Raw genomic sequence first — 13,085 nt, forward strand, 5'->3', positions numbered from 1 at the left:
GGTAATCGTTAGCGTTTCGACTTGAACGAATCTAACCACTCTCTGGTTTGTTGAGCTGCAATGTCTCGACCACCCAGACCAAAGGCCAGTGCGATCGCCACGGCAACGGCTCCTAGCAACAGACCAAACGCCAAGTTGACAATATTCGGCGCAATACCCATTTGTTGCAGGGCCATGGCTGAAATAAAAGCAATAATGGCAATTCGAGCGGTTTGCGCCAAAACTCTTGCTTGAGCGTTGCCAGAGCTAGCGATCAAGTTGAAGGCTAAGTTCGCCAAGTAAAGACCAATGGCGAACACCACCAAACCAGATAAGATGCGGCCAAAGACCACCAGCAACCCAGTCACAATCAGGGTGAGACCTGCAAAGTTGAGGACATTTGTCGCTGCCACCGTGGCAAACAACAGAATGCCAACCAACGTTACAATCCCAACCACTTCCGAAGGAGTCCGAGTTCTAGGAGTACTGGGGCTAACTTGACCCAACTCTTGAATCACAGGGGATTCATCTGTCGGACGAACCGGAGGTGCTGAGTAGGGAGTTGGTTGTAGCCCTAGCCAGTAGAAGATGTTGTTGAAGCCGAGGCTAGTCAGGATATTAGTGACCAGCTCAGCCACAAACTTCCCAATCACATAAGCGATCGCCAGAATCAGGGCGGCCGTGAAAATTTGCGGGATGGCATTGAGGATCTGAGTCAGCATCGAAATGGCTGGCTGAGAAATTGCATCAATCCGCAGCGCATTCAAAGCCGCGATCGCCGTTGGGATCAAGATTAAAACATAGACAATCGTGCCAATAATCCAAGACAGCGATTGGCCACCAGTCCCAGTTGTGCCTCTTAACCCAAACCGCGTCCCAATGCGATCGGTTCCTGCCGCTGCCAGCAGATTCGTCACGATCCGGCGAACCACCTGAGCAATCAGCCAACCCGCTGCTCCAATCAAAACTGCGGCCAAGATATTGGGCAGGATCGCCAAAATCTCATTCAACAGTTGTTGTACAGGTTGCAACGTCCCCTGCAACTCCAGCGTGTTTAGGATCGCTGGGAGAAACAGCAAAAAGATAAACCAGTACAACGCATTGCCAATCGTTTCGCTCAACGAAAATGGCGGATCAGACGGGGGCGGTGCAATCGGTCGAGTGGCACCAAGTGCATCCGGTGCATCCGCGCTAGCGGGTGGCTCATTGATTTGTTCACCCAACCGTTGATCTAAGCCAAATGCATGGAGTCCCTGCGTCACAATCAGCTTGACCACCGTTGCCAGCGCCCAAGCGATCGCCAGCAAAATCCCAGCCCCTGCCAGCTTAGGCAGGAAGCGCAAAATTTGGTCGAGGAAGGTGTTTAAAGGTTGAGAAACAGCGGTTAGGTTGAGCGCCTGCAAAAAGGCCACAACCGTAAACACGACGATTAGCCAAAAAACAGCGTCTCCTACCCATTTTTCTACGTTGGGTGGTCGCGCTCCTGGTTGGTGGCGGATAACACGCGCGGCTAGTTTATTGTCTATGTCGGTGCGGTTCAACAAGCCCCGAACCACGGCTGAGACCAGCGCCGCAATGAGCAGCCCCACCACTAAAATCAGCAGGGCTTTAATTAAAGCTGGAATTGAAGTGCCCAAACTCAGGCCAATTCCCTGGAGGAAACTGTCTGCACCCGTGGGGTAAGCCCCTGGGTCCGCTTGTGGTGCTGTAGTTGTCGCTGGGGGAGAAGTCGCTGGAGCCTGTGCCAATAGGAGGTTAAGTTGCGGTATTGGTACAGATGTGTTGACGATTTGTGTAAATTCTTGCCAAGTTCTAATCATAATTCCTGAGCTAGCTTTAGCCCCTCAGTCCAGTAAGAACACGACTTTTGCACGATAGATTCATTTGTGAGAATTAGCTTACGTAGCACCCCACGTTTCTACTGTCATCCAGCTAGCAAAGTACAAGCTGAGCGACGTAGAACTAAACATTGATAAAGTAAGCTCCAATTCTGGCTTTTTCATCTATCTATATGGAGAATTAAGACGTAAAAAGCTAGGATTCGTTGATTTTTAACGATTATTCAAGACTTAACCCAAAAACCTTAGGCAAAGGTGAGTTTGATAGGCAATCTTTACGCTGACAACAACCAACTGTGCACTAATTTGGTGAACTAGTTTGATGAAATGGTTGTGCGTGCTGAAGCAGGTGGGTTCTCGCTAGAGTAGACGAGTCAACAGTTGCTGGAGCCAATCGGTGGCTTGCTTCTTCTGAATGTTTAAGTCGTTTAGTAATAGCGGTAGGATGCGTTCTATTCCCACCCTGAAAAAGACCAATCAGCGCCGAATGCCATTTCAGCAAAGTTTCGAGCAGTCTGTTCAAATCAACGCCAGTGCCACCGCTGTAGAGCGATGCATTACAGATCTCAGCTTGATGCACCGTTGGCTCAATCCTGCCCTGCGCTGCGAACCCGTGGGCGAGTGGAGTACGGACGTTGGTAGCCGTAGCCGTTTTGTGATTCAGATTCCTTTCCTACAGCCTAGTTTGAGTAGCGTAGTTGCTGCTCGCGAACCTGGTTTAGTAGTTTGGGAGTTCGACGGCTTTTTTCATGGCCGCGATCGCTGGGAGTGTAATCCGAATGATCGGGGTACCTACTTGCTCAATCGTTTTGAGTTCGAAATCCCTAACGCCTTGGTACGATTCGGCTTCAACACCTTTGCCGCCACCTGGACTCAAGAAGACATGCAAGCTCAACTCCGACGCCTAAAACGGGTCGCAGAAGAGCTACACCAAAAATTGCATACTTAGGCGAGATCCAATGGAGCTAGACTGTACCTGACTAAACGATTAACTCAGTTAATCTATTAGAGCGAGTACACCTGGCCATCAATCAGCAGGCGAGTAATGCCCTTCGCTTGCAAATAGACGCTAACTTTCGGTAGTACTCTGCCATCAGGAACTTTGATAACTCGCTGATTGCGCTTAGAAAAGCGACGAGCAATTCGGTGATTGTCAAAGATGGGCAAGGTTTTTGCTTGAACATCTTCGCTAGGAATCTGTCCTAAATCTCCAAACTCCCGGAGGGGTCGAGTAATCAATTCCGCCATTCGATCTACAACTAAGTAGAAAGTTTTGGGAATCGAGGCATCCGCTAACGGCAAAACTCGTACAAACGCTTGAGTTTGAAGCTGACCTCCCATGAAGGCATCAGCATCATCTAAATCATCGTCATCGTCGTCTTCATCCTCGTCATCAAGATCATCGAGGTCATCGTCATCGAGGTCGTCGTCATCAAGATCATCGTCGTCTAAGTCAACCAACTCAGCAGCCTGCGCTTGTAGATCCGCCGACAAGCTTGCTTCTGTAAACCCTAGATTCGGCTCAGCTTCTATTGGCGCTGCCACAACTTTTATGGGTGGCGCTTTCGTTGGTTTTTTCTCAACTTCCGGCGCAACCGAAGGAACTTCTAAAAGCTGTAGCTGCGCCTCTACTACTTCCGGCGGCTCAGAAGCAAGCTCAGACTCGTTTGTTGATATTTCATCAACGGCACCGGAACGTTTACGCTGCCGTCGCGTAATTGGTGGTGCGATCGCTGGTTTTGGCGTTGAAGTGGCAACTGCTTCTACCGTTTCCACAGGCGCTACTTCTGCAGCTACTTCTACAGCTTCTACCGAGATTTTAGGCTGAGCGATCGCGGCTTCACTCACCTCTATAAACTCTTCTGCGGCTACTTCTACTTCTGTGTTTACTTCTACGGCTTCTACGGGGATGTCTGGTTGAGCGATCGCAGCTTCACTTGCCTCTATAGGCTCTTGAACAGGCTCTTCTACAGGCTCCTCTACAGGTGCTGTTTCGAATTCCTCAAAGGCTAGTTCAGCAGCAAATTCTGCAAAGCCTGCTTGAGGACGAGCCGCTCGCTTTTGTTGCACGAGTGCTTCATATTCATGTTCAGGCAACAGACTCTTTAAAACACGGCTAATTGTCGTGTTACTGACTCCATAGCGCTCTGCCAGGGTCGAAGTTGTCTCTCCTGGATGCCGATACAGATGCAAGATGTTTTGTTTATCCGACTCAGACAGTTTTCTTGGAGTCATGCCACCGCTTCAGAAAGAAAAATCACTGGCTAAATTGTTTAGCCATCAACATTAAAAGAGGAAGGAATATTTTGCTCTCCAACGGAGCGCTCGCTTAGCTAGAAAAGATTTGCCCTCTCGGTGCCAACCTAGCAAAGCTGAGTGTGCTGTTCATGACAGAACTAGCTTCATCTATTCTATGTCGTACCTTGACGACAGAGGGAGATAAATTCTAGATGCGATCGCCACCATTCTACGTCCGGATTGATTGGGAGCTGTGCTTAAGCTCGTCTTCGGCCTCCGGTTCGTCGCGATCGGGTAGATAAGTCATGTTCTAGCGCTGCCCCAATGCCAAATAGCACCCCGCTAAACACCCAAAATACTTCCGGCAAGCTACCTGTTTGGTAATCGGGGATGTGTTTTTGAGCATATCCGAGCCAAATATCAGCAATGTAAAGCGAGAAGGCTGCGGCTGCAATCATGCGCCAAGATTGCGAAAAACGCCCGCCCCAAAACGCCAGTAGCAAGACGGTGGCAATGATCAGCAAAGCCAAGTCACTGACGACATAGAACCAGCCCAAGATAGTTTCTAAAGGAGCTAACGTCTCCTCTACGCTCGTTACCCAAGCAGGTACATCCTTCTGATCGGTTGTGGCTGGCGTTGACGAAGTGGCTGGAGCAGGAGTTGATACTGGGGCTGCGGATTGACCTGGCTTTAGCGCAGGTGCCTTCACCGCTTTGGGTGGTGCAGCAGTTTTTGGAGCTGGGGCGGTTTGCGCGATCGCAGGCGGCATCAGGAATGATTGAGCCGTTTGGGTGGGTGCAGCGATCAGCCAAGCCAACAATCCACCAATGACTGCGATCGCGCCAACGACTATCCACTGCCAATTCTCTAAGTTCAAGCGTCTGGAGAGCACCGCTAACAGCATGCCCCAACCGAGGAAGAGATAAGTCGCCACAAAAAATAAGTCACCGGGCGACACCGTAGGATCTTGCTTCAGGCCCAGTTCCCAATAGCCCAACACCAAGTTGCCCAGGAAATAAGACAGCATCCCTAGGCCAATCCCTAGCCAGACATTGCGACCACTCACGATTTGGGGACTACGCCAATTTCTCAGGCACAGTACCGCCGCTCCCAGATAGGCCACCTCTTCAAAAATATAAGTCCCAATGGCATACCAAGCTGGGCGTTCTTCTCCGGGTGCTGAAGTGCTGAACAGTAAGAAGAAGAGGAGGGCTAGCACAGCCCAACTCACCGCACTGAGAACAATCGTTTGGACTGACAGGAGGGATTTAGGGCTAACGGACTTATTTGAAGGGCTGCTCATGGAAGGTCAAAACCGGGTAACTGGCAATTGAATAATGGAAAGGGCAGCAATACCGAGATTGTCTGCAAGCGTCGCACATCCCTGTCGGTTATGGGGCTGTGATCAAACATTCTTAAGGCTATTGCCACAATTTCCCTACCGGAGACTGGCTCAGCCATTGCAGAAATTGACCACGGTCTCCAGCAGACATATCCTGCAAAGCCTCTAAAGCCCGCTCTGCAAACGTAGCATTGCCGAAATAGGCTTTGCCGAGGCGATGCAGCTCCTGCATCAGTGTATTGAGATGATGCTCTTGCCAAGGTGGCAGTTGCAAGGCACTCACAGGGTCCATAGTCAGCAAATAATTGATTGCTTCTGGGGATTCTGCTTGGGGGAACCGCCACTGGCGTAAAACTTCCGTAATATCTTTTTGGAATAGGCCTGCTTGTCGGCTCCCTAGCAAGTCTTCAATGTCAATGTAGAGAGCTTGCAAAATTAGCAGACCTGCTTGAGTAAAGAAAGAGGCGGTCGCATCTCCCGCAATAGCGCCCTCGCTTGCCAACTGTTCTATGCGAACTTTGCCCCAGACACTATATCGCTCTGGTTCTTCTAGCAGCACACAAGCTTTGCCACGGTTGTCAGTGAGGTCTCGCCAAAAGGCTTTTGCCTCTTCTTCTTGACTGGCATTAAAGACACTAATCAAGCGAAAGGTTTGCCCCTGATAATGGAGAATCAGAATCTGTTGATCCCGCTTGGGATGCTGAACGCTTGATATTTCAACATCCTGCCTTTTTAGAATAAACATGACGCTGCCAATTGACTCCTATCCGGGTCGGGGATGCTGTACGGGGAATAACCGAGCAACTCTTTTGATATACAGCATGCTAGTGCAGAAATGATGGCTTACAGGCGATGCATTTCTTAGTCACGACATCCTACTATGCCAATGTCATAGCGGCCAAGGTCATAGGTGGCGATCGCGTTGCTTAACACACTACCTCAGTCAACGCTTCATTATCTGGTTTTTAGCGTACATTTACTATCAATCCGTTCTAGGTGCTACCCCATCGAGCGGTTAAGCTGCTCGACTCTAGCTTTCCCTTAAAACACAGATAAAATTTACGTGAGCTGGTGTATTTAGATCAAGCTTTGTTCTAAGCGATTAGCTGAGCATCTAAATTAAGGTTCACGAGTTGTCCCACGACCTAACCGTGACTCCTTCTGATACTATTACTTTAGGGCTGTCAGAAACTTGCAGTCTGATGTTGTGGCGAATGCCAAACTTGATCATTGCTAGCTCCAGTAGCTCAGTGGATAGAGCATCTGCCTTCTAAGCAGATGGCCGTAGGTTCGAATCCTACCTGGGGCGCTTTTAGTAAAGTTCTTTGCATCTTGTACAAAGGCGCAAAAGCCATAGTGGGCGATCGCTCTTTGAGCCTTTGATGCGGTTTTCTAGCTAGATATTCGTAGGAGCAAACGGCCGTTCGCCCCTACAGCCAATCATTTGTAGCCCGATTTTTAGGGATTGGTATAAACCATAAAGGGAGATGCATGCGCGACGTACAAAAACTATCAGCAAAAAGTTGCGGCAAAAACAAGTTTGTTTTTGCCGCAACTTTTTAATATTTAGCTAAAGAGCCCGTGACGAGGATTGAACTCGTGACCTCACCCTTACCAAGGGTGTGCTCTACCACTGAGCCACACGGGCGTTAATGAACGCACAAGATCAAGAACTTGGTTTGTGCGTTCCGTGGATGGGCCGGGCTGGATTTGAACCAGCGTAGGCGTAGCCAGCGGATTTACAGTCCGCCCCCATTAACCACTCGGGCACCGACCCGTTCACCCACGGAAACCTATATTAACATAACGATTTGGGAAATCAAGTACTTCCTAAAAAAAATTCGTAGACTCTAGCCGAACTGGAATGCCTGGAGTCATCGAGATGGGCGTTATTCATTCTCTGCCATTGCTCTAAGAACTAGAACGGTTGCCGGAAAGGAGACCTAGCCTTTTAGCTGCCTTAGAGCGGGCGGGAAAGTCGCTTTCGTCGTAAATTTCCCCTACCAACTGCTCCAGAATATCTTCCAAGGTTACTAAGCCTACTGTGCCGCCATACTCGTCAACCACAATGGCAATGTGAAACTGTTGTTGCAGCATCTCTTTCAGCAGGTTGGTGACTCGCTTGCTCTCAGGAATGTAAACAGGCGGGTCCATCGCTTCTGTAACTAGGCCATTATCCTGCCCTGCTTTTCGCAGTTGTTTCAACTGTTGCAGAGCCCGCTTTAGATGCACAATGCCAACAATTTCATCTTTCGACTCTTCTTGGACTGGGATGCGCGAATAGCCCGTTTCTAAGCAAAAATTGACCAAGTCTTGTAGCGTGGCTGCTTGAGAAATCGTTTGCATGTCTACTCGCGGCTTAACCACGTCTCGTGCCGTGACGCGATCGAGCATTAGAGCTTTATTGAGGAGTTGATGTTTGTGGAGGTCGAGTTGACCTTTGCCGCCCAAGATCTCGATCATTAGTTGCAAATCTTGAAGTGATTCGCCTTGCTGGGCAGCATTTCCCTGGAACAAGCGCACCACACTCTGAGCGATCGCCTCAAAAAAATAAATGATGGGCAGCAAAATCACCGAGAGCCAGTAAATAGGCCGAACGGCCAAAATAAATACTGGCATCACATTATTAATAGCGATGGATTTTGGCGTAATCTCGCCAAAAATTAGTACCAGGAAAGTGACAACGGCGGTAGCGACCCCAATCCCCGCATTTCCCAGCCAAATGGCGAATAGATTGCTGGTGAGAATTGCAGAGAAGTTGTTAACTAAGTTATTACCCACCAACAGCGTGGTAATAAAGCGAGCCCGTTTCTCTAGAACTAGGCGAAAAAGGCGATCGGGGTCGCCCTGCTCTTTGATTAAAGCTCGTAACTTCAAGTTATCAAGGGCGGTAATGGCTGTTTCAGAGCCAGAAAAGCAGGCTGATAACAGCAGCATGACTACCAAAATGACCAGGTCGAACTGCACATTCCCTAAGAGGGGACCAGGTTCGGCGATCGCCAAGGGATGAGTTGGAGCAAACAAAACAATCACAAGTTGCCCTAAGGCGAAGTATGAATCAAAGATTTCTAAAGCAAAGGAGGAGGCTATTTAGTTGATGATAACCTCCTCCTTTCTCTCCCCTGCATTAAAATTGCGCGATGAGCCTGGGCGATCGCTTCTAGCGTTTCTTGTCTAGCTTCTGCTGAATTTGCCTTGGCTAAATTAGCTCTCCAGTTTCTTGCAAGGAGTGCAAACGGCGATAAATTCCTGCTTGGCGCAGAAGTTCATCATGGTTGCCCATTTCCACAATGCAGCCTTGATCGAGGACTACAATTTTGTCTGCCTCTCGCACTGTGCTCAGACGGTGAGCAATGATGATGGTGGTGCGGGTGCCGAGAATCGATCGCATAGCCAGTTGAATGGCTCGCTCCGATTCGTAGTCGAGGCTAGAGGTAGCTTCATCAAAGACCAAGACATCTGGTTCAGCCAAGAGGGCTCGTGCAATGCCTAAGCGCTGCCGCTGGCCCCCAGAGAGCCGCATGCCTCGCTCTCCCACGATTGTTTTGTAACGCTGCGATAATTGCTGGATAAATTCTTCGCACTGAGCGATGCGACAAGCTTCTTGTACTTGCTCAAAACTGGCTTGGTGATTGCCGTAAAGCAGATTGTCGAGCAAGGTGCCATTAAAAACATCTACTTCTTGATGCACGATCGCCAACCGTTTTCGGTACTGAGTTACATCCAATGTGCTGATGTTCTCCCCATCCATCAACACAGAGCCTTGGCTTGGCTCAAAGTAGCGAAAGAGCAGCTTGACCAAAGTGGATTTGCCAGAACCAGAGCGACCGACTAGCGCCACGGTTTGGTAAGGCTCGATCAACAAGTTAATGTCTTGCAGCACAGGGCGCTCGCGATGATAGCCAAAGGTGAGATGGGAAAACTCCACTTTGCCTGTAAATGAGTAAGCCGCATCTTGCTCGGACGGGGGCTGCAAACTGCCTGCATCAGACCCAACGGGTAACTGCATAAACTCATGGAATCGCAGCATGGACGCATAGCGCCGGGCAAAGGTCTCGGCCAAGTTACTAATGGGTTCTAGCTCTGAGTAAGCCATGCTGGAAACGGTCAGCAGAGTGACAAAGTGCCCTAGAGAAATTTTGCCGCCCACCGTTGCCACTAGCGTAAAAGCCAGAATAAAGAACACGCAGCTTTGCACTACTAGGCGCTGCCAAGTTCCCAAACGGGTATAACCCTCGTGAATGCGGTACTCCACCACTTTTAGCTCTCGGTCTAAGCGTTGCGACTGTCGCTTTAGCTCGGTTGCTTCTGTAGCAAATGCTTTCACCGTTTTGATGTTGGTGATTACTTCTGAAGTTCGGCTTTCTGTGTTCTCCTGGTAGCGATCGAGAATTTCTTCTCGCTGAATCAGCCGTCCCAGATGAGCAAACGTGAAGCTCAGAATGAAAATAAACGAGACCAAGAAGGCGATCGCAATGCGCCACTCAATCAGCCAAATGACCACAAAGATGCCCAGCACCCGAAACAACTTAGGAATTAGTTGACCAGCGATTTCTGGGTAGCTCCAGGTATGGTTTGCCAAGCCTCTTGCCACCCGACCCGCAATGCGGCCTGGGTTGTTTTCGTCATAAAACTCTAACGGCAGCGTCAGAATTTTTTCCAGTACCTCCCTAGAGTGATCGCGGCGGCTACGGAGCGCAATATCCCAATGGAACCAACTACCAATCCAAGGCTGGATGGGTGCTCGTACCACTGTAATGATGAAGATGACACCCAACAGCACTGCTAACTCTAGGAAGCGCTGGTTAGGTAGGCGCACTAAGCTGGCGACAAGCGCCACTAGATCTTGCATAAAGGGATCTAGCGGTTCCTGCGAGAGCACATTCAAAATTTGGCCGATCGCGTAGGGCACTCCAAGATCAATAATTTCGAAGGCACTGGAGGCAGTGATACTAAAGGCGGCTGTAGGCCAATAGCGACGGTAATAGCCGAGGACATCCTGGAAGGTGGCCATGACTTTTCCTAGAGAAACTGCAAAATGATTTTTCAGAGCCTTAATTTTATGAACAAGCTCTAAAAAAGTCGTACGAATGAGCTGAGCAATGATTTACTCAGCTACTTAGTTCAAACGCTGAAAAACTGTGAGGGCAAGTAAGTAGCGCGACGATGGGATGATTCACTTGAGCCTACGGATTGTAGCATGATATGTAGTATGTTGTAATCTCTGGAGGCGATCGCAACTTGTGGTCATTCAAGTAGAGATTCAGGCATCTCAGAATTTTCTGGTCTATGCTGGGTCTGTTTAAACTTGGCTCACTTACAATCATTCGTGTTGCAAATAGAACTTTCCACCGTGAACATTGCAGGACTGCTTTTGGCAGGGCTCGTGGGGCTGATCATTCTATTGGAACTTGGCTTGCGCTTACTCTTTGGCTTTGGTAAGCCCTTGATTTATCTCGCCGACCCAGACATTGGTTATCTGCTAGCGCCGAACCAACAAACTCGTCGCTTTGGCAATCGCATCGCCATTAACCAATATTCCATGCGGAGTCCCGCGATCGCGCCAAGTGCTGCACCCTCCACGCTGCGAATCTTGCTCTTAGGTGATTCCGTGGCCAATGGTGGTTGGTGGACTGACCAAACCAAAATCATTTCCGAAATTTTGCAGCAGCAACTACAGCCAGACTTGCAGGGCACCCGTTGGCAGCAGGTAGAAGTGCTGAATGCTTCGGCTAACTCTTGGGGACCCCGCAATGAACTAGCTTACCTCCAACGCTTTGGCAGCTTTGAGGCTCAAGTCGTTGTGCTGTTGCTGAACACGGATGATCTGTTTGCTACAGCTCCTAGTTCACTGCAAGTGGGTAATGATATCAATTACCCAGATCACAAACCGCCTTTAGCCTTGGCAGAAGTCTTGCGGCGCTACCTCTTTCCACCTGCGCCCAATCCAGATTTCAAAGCGAAGTTCAAAGCTGTCCAAGCGGAATCTGGCGATCGCGTGGGGTTTAACTTAACGGCGATTCAACAGATTCATAGCTTAATCCAAAGCCAGGGTGGGCAATTATTGCTGGCTATGACACCTTTATTGAGAGAAACCACCGCCAAAGATGGTCCCCGTGATTACGAACAAAAGGCTCGGCAACGCCTGTTAGACTTCGCTGAGCGCGAACAGATTATCTACGTTGATTTTTTGCCGAGCTTTAATGCTGTAGCCCAACCAGAAACGCTCTACCGAGATCACATTCACCTCAGCCCAACCGGAAATCAACTGGTGAGTGAAACGATGCAGCGATCGCTCCAACAAACAATTCTGGACCGCTCAACTTCCCAAACTTCCAGCGACCCAGAATCGTAAAAACTCGCGATCGTCTCTAGTTCTACTCCCCTTACTCTGTGGCCCCTCTACAGGAGTTGCAACTAAACAGGCACAGCAGAGGAGGGGGAAAGCTCCAGTTCTAACTCCTGGGTTTGCCAAACTTGACCATCTAAAGCCATTTGCTCAATCAAGCTCGCTAAACGCAAGGCTTTTAGGGCTTGTTCGCCTCCGACAGAAGGTTGGTTGCCGCCCCGGACACAAGCGACAAAGTGCTCCAACTCAGCATGTAGCGGCTCGATATTGCTGGTGTATACCTTCTCGATTAAACCATCTTGGCGGTACAGCACCTGACCGTAATCGGTCATGTAGTCAGCGGTGGTCTGGCGGTGAATGGAAATATCGTTGCTGAGGAAATCTGCTTCGGTGAGCGAGTTTTTGCAATGGGCAGCAATTCGCCGGATTTTGCGGTGGGTGACTTTGCTAGAGGTTAAAGTTGCGACGATGCCGTTAGCAAAACCTAGTGTAGCTGTGACGTAATCGAGGTAGCCAGAGTCAGAGGCGCGACTGCCACTCGCCGTCAGCTTAGTCACTGGAGAACCTGCCAACTCAAGCAGCAAGTCAATGTCGTGGATCATCAAGTCCAGTACGACCGACACGTCATTGGCGCGGTTTGAGTAAGGACTCATGCGGTGTGCTTCTAGGGCCAGCAGTTCCTCAGTTTTGAGCACCTTGCTGAGTTCTTGGAAGGCTGGGTTAAACCGCTCAATATGTCCTACTTGCAAGATGCAATGAGAGTCTGCTGCCGCATTCACTAAAGACTCAGCTTCTGCAATACTGGCCGCGATCGGCTTTTCGATCAGCACATGCACGCCTGCCTGTAAACAAGCCATACCCACGGCATGGTGGAGTCGGGTGGGCACAGCCACACAAACTGCATCTACGTGCTGGAGCAAGTCGTGGTAGTCCTCGAAAAACCTTACTCGGTATTTACTGGCTGTGTCTAAGCCTCGCTCCACGTTGACATCGGACACACCGATCAGTTCTACATCTTTTAGCAAACTCAAGACGCGAGTATGATGCTGTCCCATGTTGCCAACCCCAATCACCCCCACACGAATGGGTTCTGGCTGGTTGCGTTGCGAACCGACATTCGAATGCGTCGATGACATGTTGTTCTGCACTCCTATACCTCCACCACCACAGGGATCAAGCAGATTGGCTACACTGAGCCGCCTCAAACCATCCAGATAGTAGCACAGCGGCTCTCTTTATGAAGAATTCCAAAGTTTAATCTAGGTTCCTGAAACTCAGGTAAAGTTTTGCTCAAATCGTGCTTTTCTATCGTGCATAGTAGAATTTGGCAATCCCTGG

General features: G+C 49.5%; 9 protein-coding genes and 3 tRNA genes. 3 read left to right on the forward strand and 9 right to left on the reverse strand.

The window, feature by feature from the left end; translation table 11 throughout:
- Window positions 1–8: 8 nt before the first annotated feature.
- Complete coding sequence (locus H6F68_RS19560; protein WP_190561515.1) at window positions 9–1,799, reverse strand: mechanosensitive ion channel; 1,791 nt, start codon at window positions 1,797–1,799, stop codon at window positions 9–11.
- A 463-nt stretch (window positions 1,800–2,262) separates the two neighbouring features.
- On the opposite strand from H6F68_RS19560, the gene H6F68_RS19565 reads away from it, so the two are divergent.
- Window positions 2,263–2,766, forward strand: coding sequence for an SRPBCC family protein (locus H6F68_RS19565; RefSeq protein WP_242016844.1), 504 nt, complete (start codon window positions 2,263–2,265; stop codon window positions 2,764–2,766).
- 56 nt (window positions 2,767–2,822) lie between these two features.
- Here H6F68_RS19565 and H6F68_RS19570 read toward each other — a convergent pair whose 3' ends face one another.
- The 3 genes from H6F68_RS19570 to H6F68_RS19580 form a co-directional block, all read right to left on the reverse strand.
- Entirely contained in the window at window positions 2,823–4,052 is a 1,230-nt protein-coding gene (locus tag H6F68_RS19570) for a transposase (protein WP_190561517.1), read from the reverse strand.
- 260 nt (window positions 4,053–4,312) lie between these two features.
- The gene (locus tag H6F68_RS19575) at window positions 4,313–5,359 is read right to left on the reverse strand and encodes a hypothetical protein (RefSeq protein WP_190561519.1); all 1,047 of its coding nucleotides are present in this window, start codon (window positions 5,357–5,359) and stop codon (window positions 4,313–4,315) included.
- A 118-nt stretch (window positions 5,360–5,477) separates the two neighbouring features.
- Window positions 5,478–6,143: an Npun_F0813 family protein gene (locus tag H6F68_RS19580; RefSeq protein ID WP_190561521.1), complete on the reverse strand. Its 666-nt coding sequence runs from the start codon at window positions 6,141–6,143 to the stop codon at window positions 5,478–5,480.
- Between the two features lie 491 nt (window positions 6,144–6,634).
- On the opposite strand from H6F68_RS19580, the gene H6F68_RS19585 reads away from it, so the two are divergent.
- Window positions 6,635–6,707, forward strand: a tRNA-Arg gene (locus tag H6F68_RS19585).
- A gap of 267 nt (window positions 6,708–6,974) precedes the next feature.
- On the opposite strand, the gene H6F68_RS19590 is transcribed toward H6F68_RS19585, so the two are convergent.
- The 4 genes from H6F68_RS19590 to H6F68_RS19605 all read right to left on the reverse strand — a co-directional run bounded on the left by H6F68_RS19590 (window position 6,975) and on the right by H6F68_RS19605 (window position 10,412).
- A tRNA-Thr gene (locus H6F68_RS19590) sits at window positions 6,975–7,046 on the reverse strand.
- A gap of 47 nt (window positions 7,047–7,093) precedes the next feature.
- A tRNA-Tyr gene (locus H6F68_RS19595) sits at window positions 7,094–7,175 on the reverse strand.
- A gap of 134 nt (window positions 7,176–7,309) precedes the next feature.
- A complete protein-coding gene (locus H6F68_RS19600) occupies window positions 7,310–8,431 on the reverse strand; it encodes a hemolysin family protein (RefSeq protein WP_313930194.1) in 1,122 nt (373 codons plus the stop codon).
- A gap of 166 nt (window positions 8,432–8,597) precedes the next feature.
- The gene (locus H6F68_RS19605) at window positions 8,598–10,412 is read right to left on the reverse strand and encodes an ABC transporter ATP-binding protein (protein WP_190561523.1); all 1,815 of its coding nucleotides are present in this window, start codon (window positions 10,410–10,412) and stop codon (window positions 8,598–8,600) included.
- 315 nt (window positions 10,413–10,727) lie between these two features.
- Here H6F68_RS19605 and H6F68_RS19610 point away from each other — a divergent pair, with 315 nt between their 5' ends.
- On the forward strand, window positions 10,728–11,753 hold the full coding sequence (locus H6F68_RS19610; RefSeq protein ID WP_313930195.1) for an SGNH/GDSL hydrolase family protein: 1,026 nt from the start codon (window positions 10,728–10,730) through the stop codon (window positions 11,751–11,753).
- 62 nt (window positions 11,754–11,815) lie between these two features.
- On the opposite strand, the gene H6F68_RS19615 is transcribed toward H6F68_RS19610, so the two are convergent.
- The gene (locus H6F68_RS19615) at window positions 11,816–12,883 is read right to left on the reverse strand and encodes a Gfo/Idh/MocA family protein (RefSeq protein ID WP_190433877.1); all 1,068 of its coding nucleotides are present in this window, start codon (window positions 12,881–12,883) and stop codon (window positions 11,816–11,818) included.
- Between the last annotated feature and the right edge of the window lie 202 nt (window positions 12,884–13,085).

Source organism: Trichocoleus sp. FACHB-262 (assembly GCF_014696035.1).
Lineage (GTDB): Bacteria > Cyanobacteriota > Cyanobacteriia > FACHB-46 > FACHB-46 > Trichocoleus.